Consider the following 18,688-nt stretch of genomic DNA (forward strand, 5'->3'; position numbering starts at 1 on the left):
ATCAGTTGGCTAACATTGACTCTGACTAATGACAGATGACAAATGACGACTAATCGCTAGTAGCCAATTTTGTAACACAATTTAACAAAGAAGAAGTGAAGAAGTTAAGCAATAACTCGGAAGTGACATTGACTGTACTCAGTCCAAAATAGAGTCGGAGATTTCTGCGCCTGCTGATATTAGCTTTAACCAAAATGGGGTTTTGACCACAATGGAGATTTAACCAAAGTGAGTCAAACATTACAAGCAAGATCGGTTCGCAGCTGAGGCATTGGTAAAACAAGAGGACGACTGGTGTGCTGTATTTAGCAGAAGTACAAAAGCAAAAAGCTTTTATGGGTCTGAAGACAGAAATCAAGCTGCTGGCATTTCAAAGAGCCGACCAGAGTTGGTCTTCTGTACAGGGAGAAGAGATTGTTGCAGCTGAGGAAGCAAACAATCTCAATGCTGGAGCGCTGATACTAGCTGACTTAAATGCCAATCGACAAGTACAACGCATTCAAGAAGCAGGGCGACCTTTAGTTAGCATCTTAAGTGGGTTCTCCCGACAAATCGAAAAAGCGAAGCTTCAGGAAGAAGAAATCGAGCAGTGGAAGGAATCTCTCACCTTTCAAAGAGATGAGATGTCCCGCCGCCACGAAGAAATGGAAGTACGCTTGGAAGAGTTGGAACACATTGAGGAGGAATATAGGCGATTACAGAGCAGCCAGTCGGCAGGATTGGACGAAACAACTGTTAGCCAAGTTGAAGAATTGCTCGAACGCTTATCTCAAGGCTTACCACCGACTACAGCAGTAAGGCAAGAACTAAGCTTGGTTCTAGAATTGGTAGAGACCCAGCAAGCAACCTTGATTCCACATTGGCAGAAACTAGAACAGCAAAAGCAAGGGATCGACCAGCAGCAGTTAGAAGTCGATAGCCAAACTCAGAGGTTACAGCAAGGTCAACAGCAGTGGTGGGAATCACAAAAATCTCTAGAACAGCGAAAAGTCAAACTACAAGCGCAAGCGATGGTGCTGCAAGCCAAGCAAGAATACGCTCAAACCCTCAACGCACATCAACGACATCAAGAAGATTTACATCAGCAACTGAATCGTTTGATCCAACCGGTAGATGATTTTCTCTTTAGCCAGCAAGTTGATTCTGCCGCATTGGAACAAATGCCTTTAGATCAACTGCAACAAGTGCTACAAGATTTGCGGCGAGATTGGGAGAATGCTTGTCGGTTCGTTCACGAGCAAGAAGAGGAACTAAGAGCTAATCAACAGGCAATTGACGAAATTAAGGGGCGCTTGAGCCGAGCTGCCAGCGACGGGGAACGGGCGAATATAGAAGCAGAACTAAAAGACGAACAAGACAGTTATGAATTTTTGCTGCAAACCTTGATGGGTCAACGCCAAAATTTACAAGATCGCAAAGAAACTTTACGACAACACCAAACTGTTTTGTGGAGACGGCGGGGAATTCCAGTTGGCAATCGAGAAGAAGATTACAAATTAGATTTAGATCCGCTATTAAGTCAAATTCAGTTGCAAAAACAACAGCAATCCCTAATACTGCAACAGCTAGAAAAGGAAATCGAGCAGATGCGCTCTGGATTTGACTTAGAGCAGGGAATGCTCGACCAGCAGGTGCAGGAACAAGAAAGACGGTGGCAGGAATTACAGACCTGGCAGCAAGAGTTGCTATCTTTGCGATCGCTTGCTGCCGATTGTAGCGGTAGGATAAATCTTTATGAAGAAATCCTCAGACCAGTACAAGATAGTTTGGATGGACTGCGACAGAAATTACAAGGAGTGGCGGGCATACTGAGCATAGAAGCTAGCGAACCACCACAAGCAGCGATCGCTCAAATTCGCGCCAAAATTACGAGAAACTCATAAAAAAAGTCAAAAGCCAAAATCTTATCGTCATAAGCATTTTATATTGTGGCTTTCTGGTAGCTGATTCCTGCCATGCTGCACTATGTTTAATTTACTTTAACCAAATCCAATCTTTGTCTACTGTGGCGATCGCCCCGCCAGGAAAAGGATCTGTTTGCGTTCCATTTGGAGCAGCAATCAAAGCCATGAGTTTTTCAATCTGCTCGAAGTTGGGGGAGCAACGTAAAGTTTGCTGCAAAATCTGCCGCATCACGCGCCGTTGTAGAGCGATGTGGGCTGTTTGTAAAATGCGGCGGTCGATTTTTATGAGGGAGTCGGGAGTCGGGAGGAGCCAGTTGCGTGCGGGGGTGTCCCCCGTTGAGCAAACTGGCGTTCGGGAGTTGGGAAATTTTAGATTTTGGATTTTGGATTTCGGATTGTTCCTCTGCCCCTCTGCCTCTGTGCCCCTCTGCTCCCTTGCTTCCTTGTCCCCCTGTCCCCTTATCCCTGTGTCTTCCCAATCGACAGCAAGCTGTCGCAACTCATCGGCTGCTCGTTCGAGATATTCGACTTCTGCTTGTAAAAGCTCTGCAGTTTGAGCTAGGGTTAGCTCTACTTGCGAGTTGAAGTGGGTTTGGATGTAGGGCAACAATTCTTGTCGGATGCGGTTACGGGCATATTTAAGATCCAGGTTAGTTGTATCTTCCCATACCTGAAGTTGCCGCTCTTGGCAAAATTGAGCGGTTTCAGTTCGCGTAACTTCTAACAGGGGACGCACCAGTAGGGGCGCATAGCTTTGTGTCCCTACATGAAGAGGGCGTTGCCAAGTTAGAGCTTGCAAGCCATCTGCGCCACTGCCGCGAATTAAGTTGTATAGTAAGGTTTCGGCGCGATCGCTGGCTGTGTGTCCCGTAGCGATATACGGGTAATTATGCGTTTGGGCGATCGCCGCTAGAGCTTGATAGCGCCATTGTCGTGCGGCTGCTTCATTGAGTAGAGGCTGCTCGGCTGTATGACAATAAAATGGGACTTTCCAACGTTGAGCTAGTCGCGCCACAAAGTCAGCGTTAGCCTGAGAGTCAGAACGCCATCGGTGATCGCAGTGAGCGATGCCTAATTGCCATTCCCACTTGGGTTGTAAATCTAAAAGTAACTGAACGAGGCATAAGGAATCTTGCCCGCCAGATACAGCTACGAGCAATCGCTGATGCTTCTCTAGGAGATGACGCGATCGCAGAGTACGATGTAGGCGGGCGTGAAGCGGAGTCCAGTTAGCACGACTCATCTTAGTTGGTTTGTTGTCTGTCACTTAAAAAAACCAACCGTAAGAATGCAAACCTTTACCTAAAAGATTTACACCCAGATAGCAAACCCAAACGATAACGAAGCCAGTTGCAGCTAGAATGGCTGGGCGACGACCTTGCCAACCACGGGTAATACGGGCGTGAAGATAGGCAGCAAATACTAACCAAGCAATCAACGCCCATGTCTCTTTCGGGTCCCAACTCCAGTAAGAACCCCAAGCCTCGTTAGCCCAAACTGCACCAGCAATGATACCGATTGTTAGTAAGGGAAAGCCGAGTCCAATGGTGCGATAGCTAATGTTGTCTAAGGTTTCGGCAAGGCTGAGGCGTTGGGGAGAGAGTGTGAGGGAGTCGGCAGTTGTAGGTGCGGGTTTGTCGGAGCTACCTTGAGACGAGGAGCCAAAAATTTTGTTAAACCCGCCCGTACCGGAGCCGGGAGTAGAGGATATCACAACATTGAGAACAGCAGTTTTACCGTTTCCATTAGTTTCTAGCACTAAAGGATTAGAAGCATCGGCAGCAACTGCTGGAGAGAGTTGAGTTAAATCGGTATTGCGCTGGAGGCGATAGCCGTTTTGTCGATAACCTCCAGTGCCAACAGAGCTACCATGTAATTCAATTTCCTTGCCACCAGAGACAACTAAAAAGGCGATCGCTAGCAGAGAACCCACAAGTAAAGCAGCATAACTCAGCATCATGACGCTAACGTGCATCATTAACCAATTAGACTTGAGGGCAGGTACGAGGGGAGCAGAGGTCTGCATATCTGATGGTAAAGTCAAAGCTGCAAAAGCAGCGATACCCATAGCAACAGGAGCGGTGAAAACTCCGACCAGACGGCTACGGCTGCTACTTTCCGCGATCAGATGAACCGCAGTTACTCCCCAGGCAAGGAAAAATAAAGATTCATACAGATTGCTAATCGGAAAGTACCCAGCTTCTAGCCATCTTGCTCCCAACAGAGTAGCAATACATAAATTGGCGATCGCCATTCCCGCCGTACCTAAAGTTGGGAGAAAGCGCAGCCCTGGAAAAGCCGCTCCAACCCAATAGACTAACATTGTCAGAAATAGGACGGCAAACGAGGCATTGTCCAGCCAATTCTGGAGTAAAACCAAATTCATAATCAGCATTCTCCTATATTTTTTTGTCAAGCATCGAGAGTCTTATTTCGATCCTACTGGGGAACAGTTATCAGTGGAGAGTGGCTAGTGGCTAGAATTGCTCTCCCTTGTCTTCCTTGTCTCCCTCAGCTCTCTTTTCCCGACTCCCTATTCCCGATCTTCTTCAGGGCAACAAAGACATCGTAGCGGATACTGCGATCGCTGCTGATAGCAGAGGTAACACCGATGGAACGGGTAGCGTCGAAGAATATTTGTTGACCGGAAAACAGCTGCGGTAGGGGCAAGGCTTTGACTGTTGGTTCCACATCGAGAAAAAACTGACCGTTCGTGGCATTCAGAGCTGAAGGAACTGTCTGTTGAAATTGTGCGGCACTTGCTAAACTGCTTTGAGGCTGAGGAATCAGCCGTTCTGCTACAGGTGCGCCGAGAGCGAAGAAAGCAACATCTCCATCCAGCCAACCGCGAGTCGCCACTGTGCCGTAAGGTGCAATCCAATTTGTCACGGTACGATCTTTGATTTTGGTTTCTTGTACTTGAAATTGATATTTACTCCGCATCACCCGTTCGAGTTGAAATAGAGCTTGTTCGGCTTTATTGCGGTTTTTGGTTTGGACTAAAAATACTAAAGAAAGGGCAAAATTATCTGGCGCACCTGCTTTGGGAGCCGCAGGAACCATAGATACGGCAAACTCACCATCCATCCAACTGAGTAAATCTTGGTCTAAATCCAGTCCTGTAACTGAGGTTACACCTTTACGCAGTTCTGGGGGACGGATAGGTGCTTGGGGATTGGATTGTACTTCTCGGGCGTATTCTTGCCATAACCGCTGTAAATTGCCGCTTGAGAGCATCATTAATGTTTCTGCCGGTAGGCGGCTTTGCATTTTGCCCGCATTGTTTTCTACAGCGAATACTTGTTGGCTGTCGGGTTTGCGCCAGGAAATACTTTTGAGGCGAATTCCTTCTGATTCCAGATTAATAGTAGCAGCTACACCTTGGTTATTTTGCAACTGAGCTAATCCTTGGGGTGAAAACGAGCGGCTGGGATTTGCAGCAGCAATTCTCGCAGCTACGGGTACGTTGACGTACAGTTGAGCAAAACGCTGTTTGGTAGCGATCTGCTCAAAAGCAGTGGTGTAACCTGCTGTTTGCTTTAGGGAAGCAGCCGCACCTTTATAAGTGTCGATCGCTCTATCCGTCGCTTGCGGACGATCTGTGACGATTAAATAACGCCCATCTAGGACGGCGGCTGAATAATATTGCGCTTTAGCTCCTTGAGTTTCTCTAATCTCAACGCCTTTATAGTTTCGCTGGCGAGTTTTACCTTGTGCAGACGGTTTGGGTTGCTCTAAAATCCGCTTTGCTGCAATTTGGTCGGCAATGGGCAACACCATAACTAGAGACTGCTGGCGATCGCTATTCAGTGGCAAAGATGAGTTTGATGTCGCTGGTATGGAGGGTGGCAGAAAGGCAATGCTAACTTCTTTACCAACCCAAGGCTGGATGTCTCGCTGGTAGTTGTAGCCGTTTGCTGTGAGGAGGCGATCGCCCAACTGGGCTAAATTTGTCTTGAGCTGGGCTTGAATTTGGGGCGTACCAAACTGTTGGAGTTGCTGCCACTGCTGGGTATTTGTAGAAATAGATAGAGCCACCAAAGCATCTTGGGGGATAATATTAGAACCCACAGGCAGGTTTTCTAATTGCCCTTGGCTTTGGAGGAATACCCAGTAAGCAGTTGCTCCCCCACCAATTAATAAGCCAGCAGCTCCCAAAGTCAATAGAAGGGAAGGTTTACGTTTTTCAGGCATGGGATTAATGAAGACAGAGGATGTCTCGGCGAGCGAAGATCTGTAACGATTTTGCCCTCAAAATAGCCTAGAGAAGCACTATTCTAGTTTATTTTTTTCTGTGCCTACATTGCCCCTACGCGATCGCCAACACATAAAGAAAACAATATGCTTTAATTTAAGTCCCAATTAAATCTAAAAATCTTCAAACTGCTAGCAATCGTAAGCAATTTTGTCAAGGATACTCAATCGAGCAGTATAGCGAGGAAATTTGCTCGTAGTGATGGGAAAGTTAGAAGTTAGAGTGACAAGACAACCACCAACTACCAACTACCCATTACTCATTGGTTTAACCAAATCTACCGCTAACGTATTCTTGCGTAGCTTGTTGTTCGGGAGATTGGAAAATTACTTCAGTGGGATTGTATTCTACCAAATAACCCATCTTGCCACCTTTTTCTGTGGCTTGAGCATTGTAAAAGGCAGTCATGTCCGACACCCGCGATGCTTGTTGCATGTTGTGGGTAACGATAATAATCGTGTATTTCTCTTTGAGTTCCATCAGCAATTCTTCTACCCGTAATGTCGAAATTGGGTCGAGAGCAGAACAGGGTTCGTCCATTAAGATAACTTCTGGTTCAATCGCCAAAGCACGGGCAATACACAACCTTTGCTGCTGTCCGCCAGAGAGAGAAAGACCGCTTTGTTTGAGTTTATCTTTGACTTCATCCCACAAAGCAGCTTGACGGATTGCTCGCTCGACTAATTCATCCATATCGCCTTGATAACCGTTAATTCTGGCTCCAAAGGCAATGTTTTCATAAATTGACTTGGGGAAGGGGTTTGGTCTTTGGAATACCATCCCAATGCGACGGCGCAGTTCTACTGGATCGACGCGGCGATCGTAAATATCTGTTTCTTGAAATGTGATTCTACCTTCAATATGCGCCCCTGGAATCAGATCGTTCAAGCGATTGAAGCACCTCAATACTGTACTTTTACCACACCCAGAAGGTCCGATAAAAGCGGTAATTTTGTTTTTATAGATATTGAGATTGACATCTCGCACTGCTTTGAAATTACCGTAAAAAACAGATAGATTATCAGTTTGTAAAACTGTATCGGTTGCCGTGACTGTGGTGTTGAATAGCATATAGAGAGCTAGTGACAGTTGATATGGCGATCGCCTCGTCTAAGCCAATTCTAACTTGAGACTTAGGGACGATTTCGTTGGAATTTGTTGCGTAAATAAATTGCTGAAGCATTCATAATTAACAGCACGACCATCAATATGATGATGCCAGCAGCAGCATTAGTGTGAAATTGCGTTTGAGGGCGAGAAACCCAATCAAAAATTTGAATTGGTAGTGCTGTAAAAGAACTTTGCAATCCTTTGGGAGATAACTCTGGCAAGAAGGCAATATAACTGACAGCTCCAATGACGATCAGAGGTGCAGTTTCGCCAATAGCGCGAGATAGTGCCAAGATTGTTCCGGTTAGGATACCTGGTAAAGCGATCGGAAAAATGTGTTCGCGGATCACTTGCCATCTCGTTGCACCTAAAGCAAAACCTGCTTGGCGCAAGCTATCTGGAACTGCCCGTAGTGCTTCTCGCGTGGTAATGATGATGATGGGTAAGATTAACAAACTGAGAGTTAAAGCACCCGCAAGAACGCTGCGTCCGTTAGTAATTGGTTGCAGCCACCGGACAAAAATTTGCAATCCCAATAAGCCATAAATAATGGATGGAACTGCGGCTAGGTTAGCGATATTGATCTCAATTAACCGCGTGAACCAATTATCTTTGGCATATTCTTCTAAGTAAATGCCCGCTCCTACTCCCAAGGGAAAGGAAACTAAAGCCGTGACGACTAATAGCCAAATACTACCGACAAGGGGAGCTAATATTCCCGCAGCAGCAGCGCGACGCGAGGAGAAACTCGTGAGAAAAGCCCAATCGATCCGTCCGAGTCCGTCAATCAGGATGTCTACAAGTAAAACGGCAAGAACGACCAAGCCAAATAGGGTGGCAACCCAAGCGGCTGTAGAAAAGATTTTGTCAAAGTTATAGCGTTTGGACAACGAAACATTGAATTTGCCCGTCGTGCCAAAGCCGCTTTTGTCGATGGGTTGGGGTGCAGGTGTAGTCATTCGTATTTCTCCCGAAAGCGGCGAACGAACCAGTAACTAAAGATATTTAAAGCCAGGGTGATGAGGAACAGAGTCATGCCCACAGCAAAAATAGTTTTATATGCTAGAGATCCTGCTGGGGTATCGCCTTTACTCACTTGAACGATGTAGGCTGTCATCGTCTGGATTGGTACTAGGGGGTTAATGCCAAGGCTGGGGTTTTGTCCGGCGGCGATGGTGACAATCATGGTTTCGCCGATCGCGCGAGAAATTGCCAAGATGAAAGAAGCGACAATTCCAGAAAGGGCAGCTGGGAGAACTACAGAAACAATGGTTTCCCGTTTGGTGGCTCCCAAAGCATAAGCGCCATCGCGTAAACTTCGAGGCACGGCATAGATGGCATCTTCACTTAAAGAAGCTACTAGGGGAATAATTGAAACACCAAGTACTAATCCAGCACTCAAGGCGTTGAATCCCTGTAAGCCAGGGATGAGTTTTTGTAGAAATGGCGTGACTGTCAGCAGGGCAAAGTAACCGAACACGACAGTGGGAACCCCCGCCAAAATTTCCAATGCTGGTTTGAGCCAGCGGCGCATTCTCGCGGGAGCATATTCGCTCAAGCAGATAGCAGCTAATAAGCCTATCGGTAAGGCAACGGCGATCGCGATCGCAGAAGTTAGTAAAGTAGCGCTAATCAGTACCATAATGCCAAATTGCTTGTTGGCAAACAATGGTGTCCAAGCGCGATCGGTTAAAAATTGCCAAATCGGTACTTCGCTGAAAAACGATACAGTTTCAAAAATTAGCGTTAAGACAATACCGATTGTGGTGGCGACTGAGACAAAAGCAAACGTGGCAAATATGCCTTTCACTAATGCTTCTACTCGTTTACTTGCTGCCCGCTTTGGTCGCCATAGGCTCGACCCGTCAGGCGTTGACGTGGCAGACATACAGGAAATACCTCATTATCAGTTATCAGTGACCAGTGACCAGTGACCAGTTATCAAGGAGAAGGAGACAGGAGACAGGATGCGATCGATTGTGAATTGCGAATTTTCCCTATCACCCATGTCTCGATTTATTGGCAAATTGCGATCGCGGTTATTATTTCTGTTGTTTGAGTAAATCTGCAAGGGTAACACCTGTCTGCGACCCTTTGCCCTCAAAAATCGAGCCTACCTTACCTTCTTTAAAGCGTGCTTGTACTTCACCAACTAAATCGTTTGGTAGCGGTACGTATCCGACTTCTGACACCAGTTCTTGATTTTCTGGTGCGAAGTGGAAATTAACAAATGCTTGGACTTCAGGACGGGTTGCCGCAGATTTTTTCACGTAAATGAATTCTGGGCGAGATAGCGGCTGATAAGTGCCGTTACCTATTGTTTCTGCGCTTGGCTGAATACAACCTTTGCCATTGTCAATGCTCGCCAATGCCAACTTATCTTTATTATTCTCGTAGTAAGCGTAACCAAAGAAGCCAAGCCCACCAGGATCGGCGCTCACACCCTGTACTAAGGTATTGTCATCCTCAGATGCAGTGTAGTCTCCTCGGCTTTCACCTTCTTTGCCCACAACAGCGTTAGTAAAGAAATCGTAAGTACCAGAATCAGTTCCAGGACCATAAAGCCCTAGTTTTTGGTTAGGGAACTCAGGGCGAATTTGATTCCAAGTTGTGACTTTACCTTGAGCTGCTGGTTCCCACATTTTTTTGAGTTCAGCGATCGTCAAGCATTGGGCAAACTTGTTTTGCGGGTTTACTACGACCGATATACCATCGTAGGCTACTGGTAACTCAATATATTCAACGTTACCTTTTTTACACAGTTCTACTTCTTCTGCTTTAATCGGACGGGAAGCATTGGAAATATCTGTTTCGTTGTTGCAGAATTTCTTGAATCCGCCACCAGTACCAGACTGAGCTACCGTGACTTGAACGCCAGGATTTGCTTTTTGAAATTCCTCTGCCATTGCTTCGGAAATGGGAAACACGGTGCTGGAGCCGTCTACCTTGACTGTCCCAGATAAATTAGAGCCAGTAGTAGTATTTGCTGCTGGACTTGCACCTTCTCCTTGAGGAGAGGCAGGTGCGTTACTTGCAGTCTGGTTACCACTGCCACAAGCAGTTACTCCCAAGACTAAAACCACAGCCGAAGCAAGGGATGCTACACGAATATTGCGAGAAAGCATACTATTTGTTGTTTCTGGAATCTTTGCACGGATACTCCTAGAGGAGTATAGAGCTTTTACTATAGATATGTTATTACTCGGCAGTTAAGTGAAGGTTAATGGTAACTATAAATATTCCTTTAGGTAGATTATCACCTTTTGCTAGTGCTGAAATGCCAGGTTTGTATCCGAGTTTGTCACTTCCAGATTTGTATCAAATATTGCCATTATCATAGCATCGATCGCACCTTGAAACTGCGGAGCGCTGCAACACAAGGGAAAAGATAACTTAGATGACAGCTTAATAGAACTTTGAGTTCCACCAATCGCCTAGATGAACGTGATAATATAGCCAGTGCAACGCCAGAAATTGCGATCGCGCTGCATTCAGACAAAAGCGTCAACTAAATCTCTATTATTGGCTTTTATCGCTAGTGGCTGTTCCTAACCAATTTCTTTGGTCCTTGATTGGTTTGCTTCTTACTATTGGTGGCACTTTTGTAGAAGCATATATAACTAGTGCGCCGGTAAGTTGGCACGAGCGCGGGATACAGACAATCTCTCTAGGTGTCACCTGTCAAATTGGTGCTGTCCTACTCGTAGGTTGTTTGGGTGGCAAAAGTGCGGCAGCATTATCCCAAATTGCTTATTTATTGCTCGGCTTGGTTTGGTTGCCAATATTTGCTCAAGGTGGCGGTTTTGGCTACTGGCGAGAACTGAATTTTGGATACGTATTGGGTTTTATTCCTGGAGCTTGGTTTTGTGGCTTACTGGCGTTTCGGCAAGATGCAATGAAACTAGAGAGTCTTGCTGGTAGCTGTCTAGGTGGCTTGCTGATAATTCACCTCTGCGGTTTAGCATATTTGTTGCCTAGCCAAATTTTCCACTGGGCAAGCACGCAAGCTCAATCTATAATTCAACCTATACTTCAGTATTCTTGGTATCCTCTCCCAGGACAACTAGCTGTAGTTTGTGCTGTCTCTATTATCGCTTATGGCTGGAGACTGATAATGTTTTATTAGTCATTTGTTATTCGTCATTTGTCATTTGCCGTGACTGATAACTAATGATCGATGACCAATGACCAATGACCAAATTATGAAAAATCGCCGTTTCTGGATGGCAGCGATCGCCAGTTTTATCTTAGACCAGTTAACTAAGTTCTGGGTGGTACAAAGTTTTGACTTGGGCGAAACTTACCCAATTTGGTCTAATGTGTTTCATTTCACCTATGTGACAAACACTGGTGCTGCCTTCAGTTTGTTTGCTGGTGAAGTGGGTTGGTTGCGTTGGCTATCGTTGATAGTGAGTGTGCTGCTAATAGTATGGGCTTATTTTGGTCCACCAATGAAACCTCTGGAACAATGGGGCTATGGTTTCATTTTGGGAGGAGCGTTAGGCAACGGGATCGATCGCTTTTTTGCGGGTTATGTGGTAGATTTCTTAGATTTTCGGCTAATTGGATTTCCTGTTTTTAACCTGGCAGATGTGTCGATCAATTTGGGTATTGTCTGCATCCTAATTGCAAGTTTGCCGAAAGTCTCTACTCTTAAGAGATTGCGATAAACAAAAAATGTAGAGACATTACATGTAACGTCTCTACATACTAAATATCAAAGCATTAAGATTGCTAACAAATGCCTGCTTTTACCAACTCAAACTAGGGAGTTGTAGGAGCTGGCTCAGTTCCAGGTGTAGTAGGTGAAGAACCATCGGGAGCTGGGGCAGTACCAGGATCGGTGGGCATAGTGCCATCGGGAGCTGGGGCAGTACCAGGATCGGTGGGCATAGTGCCATCGGGAGCTGGGGCAGTCTCGGGAGTGGTAGGCATGGTGCCATCGGGAGCTGGGGCAGTACCAGGATCGGTAGGCATAGTGCCGTCGGGAGCTGGGGCAGTCTCGGGAGTAGTGCCGTCGGGAGCTGGGGCAGTCTCGGGAGTAGTAGCGTCGGGAGCTGGCGCAGCCTCGGGAGTAGTAGCGTCGGGAGCTGCTTCAGTACCAGTAGGCGCACCACCAGTTAAAGGCTGACCACCAGGACAACGAGAATTCAACGGAAACTTTTCGCAGAGGATTTTCTTCCCTTCTTCCGAAAGCTTAATCTCTGGGGGTTCTTTAGCGGCTTCTTGAGCAAATGCGGCGTGGCTCGATAGAGTTAGTGCAAATGCCGCACCTAATAGTGATAAAAACTTGATCTTCATCCCACTCACACCTCAGATTAAATATTTCTGATTAAGTCAAAAACAAATTTCGTTAAATGCTACCATATTTTCTATGAAAAGTCAAGATATATAATAAATTTTCAAAGGAAACCGACTCAATCAAAACTTGTTTGCCAAGCAGATATACATATTTAGAAGCACTATAAATGCGTTAGAGTAAGTCTGCGTAGAAAGTCAGAGATTTTTTACCTGCTAAGTAGAATGGTAGCAGAAGCGATCGCGATCGTAATCCGTAGCAGTCGTTGTGTTATTGAGAAAGATCGAAGACAGCAAGTAACGAGCAGTCACTAGCGATCGCCGCTCGCAATTGAACTACCAGCTACAATTCACCAGAGACTTGCTCGCGCTCGACGATCGATGACAATCGCTAGATTTGGCATAATAGATAGAATTTCTGCCAACGCTAAAAAAATTAATTCCTGCTGCCTGAGTAGAACATGACCCCTCCCCAGCCACCGCGAAAACCGCAAACATTGCTCAGTCGAGCAACTCAGGTAGTCAAAACGCTTCAAGCTAAAGTGCAGATTCCAGGGCTTGCCCTAAAGCCAAACGCCAGAGTTGCCGAATTGTGGATACAGGATGCGGGGACAGACAAAGCAGAGACTTATCCTCTACTAGGCGATCGCTATTTGATCGGACGCAGTGCTAAATCTTGCGATATTGTCGTTCGCAACCCTGTTGTCAGCCAGATTCATCTGTCCTTAGCTAGAGATACTAGCAAGAGGCGATCGCCCTTCGTCCTGCGAGATGAAAATTCTACGAATGGCATTTACTGGGGTAAGCGCCGCGTTGCCGCGATCGAACTTCATCACGGTGACGTTTTCACTCTCGGTCCTCCAGAACTTGCCGCTGCCGTGCGGATGAAATTTCATAATCCTCCACCTCAGTACGTCCGCACGCTGCAATGGGTGGCAGGTGGGATTGGTGGCGTGACAGCATTGCTGGCGCTCATTGTAGGGTACGAGTGGACGAAGTTTTCTGTCACTCCTTTACCTGCTGCAACTGGGGGTCCAACGATCGTTTTTGCCCGCGATGGAGAAACGATGCTGCGTCAACCTCGCAGTACGGCACATACAGATTTGAAAAGCTTGCAGGACTTTTCGACTTATCTGCCCAAAGCGATCATCGCTTCAGAAGACAGCCGCTATTACTGGCATTTTGGCGTTGACCCTATTGGAATTTTACGCGCTACGGTCGTCAACGTCGGTAGTCGAGAATTCGAGCAAGGGGCAAGTACTGTCACCCAACAGGTATCGCGGAGTATATTTCGCAGTTACGTAGGTGCAGAGGACTCGTTAGGACGGAAGTTGCGCGAGGCAGTGGTGGCACTGAAGCTGGAAACGTTTTATAGCAAAGATTTTATTCTACTCATGTATCTCAACCGCGTCTTTCTGGGAGCGGATACATACGGCTTTGAAGATGCAGCGCGATTCTATTTCGATAAATCAGCCAAGGAACTCAATCTTTCGGAAGCTGCGACTTTAGTGGGAATTTTACCCTCTCCCAACGGATTTAATTTTTGCGGTGACGTGCGCAGCAACCAAAAAGCAATTGAATACCGCAACCGCGTTATTAGTCGGATGTTGGCGCAAGGAATGGTGACGACAGAAGAAGCAAATCGGGCGCGGCGATCGCAAATTGAAGTGAGTTCTCGCGTCTGTGAAGCCCAAGCCAATACAATTGCGCCATACTTTTACAATGCCATCTTTCAAGAACTGCAAGCAATTTTGGGCAAAGAGTTAGCAGCAGAAGGCAATTATATCGTCGAAACCCAGCTCGATCCAGATATGCAAGCCAAAGCAGAAGAAGCTTTACGCAACTCGGTACGGCAAGCTGGAGCAAATATCGGCTATTCCCAAGGGGCAGTGGTCACCCTCGATGCTAGTACTGGTGCGGTGCTAGCGATGGTAGGAGGCACTGATTACAAAACCAGTCAGTTCAACCGAGTGACTCAAGCTCAGCGCCAACCCGGTTCGGCTTTTAAACTGTTTACCTATGCTGCGGCGATCGAAAAAGGGATTTCCCCAGAAAAATCTTATTCTTGTGCGCCTGTATCTTGGCAAGGACAGCGATTTCGCGGCTGCGTTCGCGGTAGTGACGAGCTAGATGTAGCGACGGGGTTAGCCCTATCGGAAAACCCGATTGCCCTGCGAGTTGCTCAAGATGTCGGACTAGATAGCATCATGCGCATGGCGCAAAGATTGGGAATTCAGTCACCCTTGCAACCAGTCCCAGGCTTAGTCTTAGGGCAAAGCGAAACTAATTTGCTAGAAATGACTGGAGCATATGGGGCGATCGCGAATGATGGCGTGTGGAACCGTCCCCATCTGATTATGAGGATATTAGATAGTAGCGACTGTGGCGATCGCCAAGACTTGAAAACCTGTCGCGAGATTTATGCTTACAATCGCACCCAAACCACAAATCGGCGGATACTTAGCCCAGGAGTAGCCCAGACGGTAACTTCCATGCTACGCGGAGTCGTAGAACGCGGCACTGGTACGGCAGCAAATATCGGAATAGGAGAGGAGGCTGGGAAAACAGGTACGAGTGGTTTAGCAGCCAGAAATCAAAACTTTGACCTTTGGTTTATTGGGTTTCTGACCAGAGAAAAACTCGTTACGGGGGTATGGCTGGGTAACGATAATAATGCGCCTGTGTCTGGTTATGGCGTGCAGGCGGCGCGTTTGTGGGGCAGTTATATGCGAGAAGTGGTGCAGTAATAACGTTCTTGAGGGCGCACATCTGGGGCGGACAGCAATAGAGGCGCACGGCTGTGCGCTCCTACAAATATAATTCTCGGTCAAAAATCTAACTTTCAGCTCTCATGAAGTATCTAAATAACTGAGAGAATTGTGCTGTAGAACACCAAAAAGGCTGATTAGCCCGATAAGTATGAATCGTCGGCTAAAACTAGAGCGATCGCTTGCTAAGTCGCTACAAGAATACCTCAGAGGCATTACTGGAGGACTGTTGTTTAGTTTGCCCCTGTTGTACACGATGGAAGTTTGGTGGGCTGGCTTTATCGTCCATCCCGTACGCTTGTTAATTTACGTGCTGGCTACTTTTACGCTGCTCTTGGCATACAACCGCTATGCAGGTTTGCGCAGATCTGCTGGTGCGTTAGAAGTCGCGATCGATTCCGTGGAGGAAATGGGTATAGGATTGGTTGTTGCTGCCGTCATGCTGTGGCTGTTAGGACAAATTAATACCGATATGAATCTGACAGAGATTGGTGGGAAAATCGTTGTAGAAGCTATGACTGTTGCTATTGGTGTATCTATCGGTACAGCCCAATTAGGAGGAGGAGGCAAGCAAGAAAGCGATACGGGAATGAAAGGAGAAGATTCCCAACCTAGTTCTAGTCCCGTACCCTTTTTGGCAGATGGTGAAGGCGACTTTGGCGGACAAATTGCGATCGCCTTATGTGGAGCAGTATTATTTGCTGCCAATCTCGCTCCTACAGAAGAAATTATTGTTATTGCAATTGAGGTTTCTACAGCACGACTGCTAGGACTTGCCTTACTCTCAATCTTATTTGCCGTGCTAATTCTATTTTATAGTGACTTTACTGGTTCCCAGCGCTTCAGCCAGATCAGGGGAATTAAAAATATTTTATTTGGTGCGGTTATCACTTACGCGATCGCTCTATTTGCAGCTGCGGCTATCCTCTGGTTTTTCGGACGCTTTGACGATACGACTCTCTTCATTTGTCTAGCTCAAACCGTTGTTTTAGGAGTCGCTTCTACTTTGGGGGCTTCTGCTGGGAGGCTATTATTGCAATGAAAAAACTAGAAAAAAATTGGTTAGAGTGGATTGTTTTTGGTATTAGTCTCATTCTCGTATTATTTACGCTGGGTTACATAGTTTATGACGGTGCAACTCTAGGTGAAACTCCACCAAATATCGAACTACAACTCGGTCAACCTCAACCGCAAAGCGATCGCTTTATCGTTCCCGTCACTGCTACAAATCGCGGCGATGAAACAGCAGAAACCGTACAAATTGAAGTGACGCTCAACAGTGATGGTAGAGAAGAAGAAACTGCCGAATTTGAAATTGCTTTCCTTCCTCGCCATTCAACTCGTCGAGGCTGGGTAACATTTCAAACCGATCCTCGCACCGTAGAACAAATTGAAGCACGGGTACTGGGATTTGAAAAACCATAAGTAAAAGTCAAAAGTCAAAAGTTAAAAGTCAAAAGTTACGGATAACCGATAACTGATAACTGATAATTGATAACTGACTTTGGAACCTTATGATTCTTCCGCAAGTCTTGTGATTTAACAGGTTTAGCAATATATAGCGGAGAGGAATAAGTATATGCTTACTTTTAAACCCTGGCAGACAGGGACAGCTTTTCTTATGGCTTTAACTATTGGTACTAGTGCTACCCTACCAATGGTAATGACAGCTCCAGCAACGGCTCAGGTGTTTCCATCGTCGCCTGGAAGTAGTAGGATTAGCGATCGCACGACTATTCGGGCTGGGGCAAGAATTCCCGTGCGCTATGATGAAGCCGAAAAGATCGTTATCAGTCCGAAAGAGAGGATGCGCTTAACTCTTACGGTAGCTGCCAACATTACTAACCGCAACGGCACAGTATTAGTTCCTGCCGGAAGTCTAATTGAAGGCGAACTCGTTCCTGCTGATGGTGGTTCTCAATTTATTGCCAGAAATCTAATTATTGATGATGGCAGACGGCAATCAATTGATGCTTCCTCTGATGTGATTGAAACTACCCAGTTGCGTAGGGGAGTAAGTACGGGATCGATTCTCAAAGGTGCAGTCGTGGGAGCTGCCGCTGGCGCAGCTTTAGGTGGACTGACAGGCAATCGCCGTATTTCTACCGGAGAGGTATTAATCGGTACGGGAGTCGGTGCTGCGGGTGGAGCAGTGCTAGGGCGTAAAAAAGCTGATGTAGTTGTCATTAACCCTGACACCGACTTAGATCTGATTTTGGATTCTAGTTTGACGGTCGATCGCTATTAAACAGAAGAATTGTAGAGACGTTTCACGAAACGTCTCTACAACAGCAATTACTGCGGAGAAATCTGAATCGGAGAAGTTTCTTGCTGCTGTTGCTCTTGGCGTTCCTCAATTGTGGCTTGAATTTTAGGATTAGCTAACAGTTTTTTCGTATCAGCTAACAAGCGATCGCCCCACAAATTCTGTCTGAGAAATTCTAAGTCACCATAACGACTGTCAATTTTGAGGGCTGCTGTTCCTAATTGCAATCCTCTTGTTTGTTCGCCTTGACTATATAAAGCAACTGCCATTGCCAGTTGGGGTTCTGCCGCTTGCTTGTCAACAGCTAAAGCTGCTTGCCATTGCTCCATTGCCTCGTCTATATTGCCTTGTTCGTATTGAATTAGTCCAATATTATTGATGGCGGGCCAAAACTTTTTATCTAAGGCGATCGCTTTGTCATATTGAGCGATCGCATCTGGTAATTGCCCGACTTTGTAATAAGAATTACCTAAATCAAATAATGCTTCTTTATCGTTTGGTTTGAGTTTCAAACCAGCTTGCAAACTATCGATCGCTGCTTTGTAATTGCCTTTTTGAAAGTGTGCCGAACCCATTGCAAACAACACGGAAGGGTTTTGGGGGGCTAACGCCTGCGCTTTATTCAGGGCTGCGATCGACTCGTTATATTTGTTTGTCTGTAAGTACAAACCCCCTAAGAGAAACCAAGCCATATAGTTTTTAGGAGCTAACTGAGTCGCTAGTCGCGCCCTCGGTACAGCCATTTCAAACTGTTGAAACTGCGCTAACTGAGCAGCCTCCTGCGCCAAACTCAATCCCTGTCGCTCCAACTGAGCTGAATCGAGTTGTAGCGTATGTGGAACGAGTGCCTGCCCCAGTGCAGGGGGAGCTACACTCCCTAAACCCAAAATCACCAGTAAAGACAGCCAGGATTTACGACTTGGCACGGTACACGCCTCAATTATCTTGCAACATAACCTTCAGCTAGCTTAAACCATACTAGCGACGAGTGAGTAGTGAGTGGCTGGTGACTAGTGACTAGTAAATAGGGCGTGGGATGTGGAGATTTTAAATTTCTCCCTCTGCTCCCTACTCCCTGCTCCCTGCT

General features: G+C 46.4%; 17 protein-coding genes. 8 read left to right on the forward strand and 9 right to left on the reverse strand.

Annotated elements, in window-relative coordinates; translation table 11 throughout:
* The first annotated feature begins 296 nt into the window (after positions 1 to 296).
* Positions 297 to 1,883, forward strand: coding sequence for a pilus motility taxis protein HmpF (gene hmpF / locus CHRO_RS00610; RefSeq protein WP_015152232.1), 1,587 nt, complete (start codon positions 297 to 299; stop codon positions 1,881 to 1,883).
* Positions 1,884 to 1,974: 91 nt separating this feature from the next.
* Here hmpF and tilS read toward each other — a convergent pair whose 3' ends face one another.
* The 6 genes from tilS to pstC form a co-directional block, all read right to left on the reverse strand.
* Entirely contained in the window at positions 1,975 to 3,147 is a 1,173-nt protein-coding gene (gene tilS / locus CHRO_RS00615; RefSeq protein WP_015152233.1) for a tRNA lysidine(34) synthetase TilS, read from the reverse strand.
* A gap of 24 nt (positions 3,148 to 3,171) precedes the next feature.
* Entirely contained in the window at positions 3,172 to 4,290 is a 1,119-nt protein-coding gene (gene ccsB, locus CHRO_RS00620) for a c-type cytochrome biogenesis protein CcsB (protein WP_015152234.1), read from the reverse strand.
* Between the two features lie 125 nt (positions 4,291 to 4,415).
* Positions 4,416 to 6,098, reverse strand: a complete 1,683-nt coding sequence (locus tag CHRO_RS00625) for a DUF3352 domain-containing protein (protein WP_015152235.1) — start codon at positions 6,096 to 6,098, stop codon at positions 4,416 to 4,418.
* A 328-nt stretch (positions 6,099 to 6,426) separates the two neighbouring features.
* Positions 6,427 to 7,230 carry a phosphate ABC transporter ATP-binding protein PstB gene (pstB, locus tag CHRO_RS00630; RefSeq protein ID WP_015152236.1) on the reverse strand — a complete coding sequence of 268 codons (804 nt, stop codon included), beginning with the start codon at positions 7,228 to 7,230 and terminating at the stop codon, positions 6,427 to 6,429.
* A 62-nt stretch (positions 7,231 to 7,292) separates the two neighbouring features.
* Positions 7,293 to 8,228 (reverse strand): phosphate ABC transporter permease PstA, encoded by a 936-nt coding sequence (gene pstA / locus CHRO_RS00635; RefSeq protein ID WP_015152237.1) that lies wholly within the window; start codon positions 8,226 to 8,228, stop codon positions 7,293 to 7,295.
* Positions 8,225 to 9,157 (reverse strand): phosphate ABC transporter permease subunit PstC, encoded by a 933-nt coding sequence (gene pstC / locus CHRO_RS00640; protein WP_015152238.1) that lies wholly within the window; start codon positions 9,155 to 9,157, stop codon positions 8,225 to 8,227. The genes pstA and pstC overlap by 4 nt, the downstream gene beginning before the upstream one ends.
* A 42-nt stretch (positions 9,158 to 9,199) precedes the next feature.
* Here pstC and CHRO_RS34115 point away from each other — a divergent pair, with 42 nt between their 5' ends.
* Positions 9,200 to 9,328, forward strand: a complete 129-nt coding sequence (locus CHRO_RS34115) for a hypothetical protein (protein WP_256498649.1) — start codon at positions 9,200 to 9,202, stop codon at positions 9,326 to 9,328.
* Here CHRO_RS34115 and CHRO_RS00645 read toward each other — a convergent pair.
* Positions 9,312 to 10,394 (reverse strand): PstS family phosphate ABC transporter substrate-binding protein, encoded by a 1,083-nt coding sequence (locus CHRO_RS00645; RefSeq protein ID WP_015152239.1) that lies wholly within the window; start codon positions 10,392 to 10,394, stop codon positions 9,312 to 9,314. The genes CHRO_RS34115 and CHRO_RS00645 overlap by 17 nt on opposite strands.
* A gap of 413 nt (positions 10,395 to 10,807) precedes the next feature.
* On the opposite strand from CHRO_RS00645, the gene CHRO_RS00650 reads away from it, so the two are divergent.
* Together CHRO_RS00650 and lspA are read left to right on the forward strand one after the other, a co-directional pair.
* Positions 10,808 to 11,395: a biotin transporter BioY gene (locus tag CHRO_RS00650; protein WP_015152240.1), complete on the forward strand. Its 588-nt coding sequence runs from the start codon at positions 10,808 to 10,810 to the stop codon at positions 11,393 to 11,395.
* Between the two features lie 58 nt (positions 11,396 to 11,453).
* A complete protein-coding gene (gene lspA, locus CHRO_RS00655; RefSeq protein ID WP_015152241.1) occupies positions 11,454 to 11,939 on the forward strand; it encodes a signal peptidase II in 486 nt (161 codons plus the stop codon).
* A 94-nt stretch (positions 11,940 to 12,033) separates the two neighbouring features.
* On the opposite strand, the gene CHRO_RS00660 is transcribed toward lspA, so the two are convergent.
* Entirely contained in the window at positions 12,034 to 12,570 is a 537-nt protein-coding gene (locus CHRO_RS00660; protein ID WP_015152242.1) for a hypothetical protein, read from the reverse strand.
* 458 nt (positions 12,571 to 13,028) lie between these two features.
* Here CHRO_RS00660 and CHRO_RS00665 point away from each other — a divergent pair, with 458 nt between their 5' ends.
* From CHRO_RS00665 to CHRO_RS00680, 4 genes are all read left to right on the forward strand, one after another.
* Positions 13,029 to 15,314, forward strand: a complete 2,286-nt coding sequence (locus CHRO_RS00665) for a transglycosylase domain-containing protein (protein WP_015152243.1) — start codon at positions 13,029 to 13,031, stop codon at positions 15,312 to 15,314.
* 172 nt (positions 15,315 to 15,486) lie between these two features.
* Positions 15,487 to 16,377, forward strand: a complete 891-nt coding sequence (locus CHRO_RS00670) for a TIGR02587 family membrane protein (protein ID WP_015152244.1) — start codon at positions 15,487 to 15,489, stop codon at positions 16,375 to 16,377.
* Positions 16,374 to 16,760: a hypothetical protein gene (locus CHRO_RS00675; protein ID WP_015152245.1), complete on the forward strand. Its 387-nt coding sequence runs from the start codon at positions 16,374 to 16,376 to the stop codon at positions 16,758 to 16,760. Before CHRO_RS00670 ends, CHRO_RS00675 begins: the two co-directional genes overlap by 4 nt.
* A 154-nt stretch (positions 16,761 to 16,914) precedes the next feature.
* Entirely contained in the window at positions 16,915 to 17,583 is a 669-nt protein-coding gene (locus CHRO_RS00680) for a glycine zipper domain-containing protein (protein WP_015152246.1), read from the forward strand.
* 47 nt (positions 17,584 to 17,630) lie between these two features.
* On the opposite strand, the gene CHRO_RS00685 is transcribed toward CHRO_RS00680, so the two are convergent.
* The gene (locus CHRO_RS00685) at positions 17,631 to 18,527 is read right to left on the reverse strand and encodes a tetratricopeptide repeat protein (protein ID WP_015152247.1); all 897 of its coding nucleotides are present in this window, start codon (positions 18,525 to 18,527) and stop codon (positions 17,631 to 17,633) included.
* Positions 18,528 to 18,688: the final 161 nt, after the last annotated feature.

The organism is Chroococcidiopsis thermalis PCC 7203, assembly GCF_000317125.1.
In the GTDB taxonomy this organism is placed as follows: Bacteria; Cyanobacteriota; Cyanobacteriia; order Cyanobacteriales; family Chroococcidiopsidaceae; genus Chroococcidiopsis; species Chroococcidiopsis thermalis.

Bases quoted from the DNA above. Each gene is read 5' to 3' on its own strand.
- CHRO_RS00660 (WP_015152242.1), bottom strand. From the start codon at position 12,570: ATGAAGATCAAGTTTTTATCACTATTAGGTGCGGCATTTGCACTAACT.
- pstA (WP_015152237.1), bottom strand. From the start codon at position 8,228: ATGACTACACCTGCACCCCAACCCATCGACAAAAGCGGCTTTGGCACG.
- CHRO_RS00675 (WP_015152245.1), top strand. From the start codon at position 16,374: ATGAAAAAACTAGAAAAAAATTGGTTAGAGTGGATTGTTTTTGGTATT.
- pstB (WP_015152236.1), bottom strand. From the start codon at position 7,230: ATGCTATTCAACACCACAGTCACGGCAACCGATACAGTTTTACAAACT.
- CHRO_RS00665 (WP_015152243.1), top strand. From the start codon at position 13,029: ATGACCCCTCCCCAGCCACCGCGAAAACCGCAAACATTGCTCAGTCGA.
- CHRO_RS00625 (WP_015152235.1), bottom strand. From the start codon at position 6,098: ATGCCTGAAAAACGTAAACCTTCCCTTCTATTGACTTTGGGAGCTGCT.
- lspA (WP_015152241.1), top strand. From the start codon at position 11,454: ATGACCAATGACCAAATTATGAAAAATCGCCGTTTCTGGATGGCAGCG.
- ccsB (WP_015152234.1), bottom strand. From the start codon at position 4,290: ATGAATTTGGTTTTACTCCAGAATTGGCTGGACAATGCCTCGTTTGCC.
- CHRO_RS00645 (WP_015152239.1), bottom strand. From the start codon at position 10,394: ATGCTTTCTCGCAATATTCGTGTAGCATCCCTTGCTTCGGCTGTGGTT.
- CHRO_RS00670 (WP_015152244.1), top strand. From the start codon at position 15,487: ATGAATCGTCGGCTAAAACTAGAGCGATCGCTTGCTAAGTCGCTACAA.
- pstC (WP_015152238.1), bottom strand. From the start codon at position 9,157: ATGTCTGCCACGTCAACGCCTGACGGGTCGAGCCTATGGCGACCAAAG.
- tilS (WP_015152233.1), bottom strand. From the start codon at position 3,147: ATGAGTCGTGCTAACTGGACTCCGCTTCACGCCCGCCTACATCGTACT.
- CHRO_RS00680 (WP_015152246.1), top strand. From the start codon at position 16,915: ATGCTTACTTTTAAACCCTGGCAGACAGGGACAGCTTTTCTTATGGCT.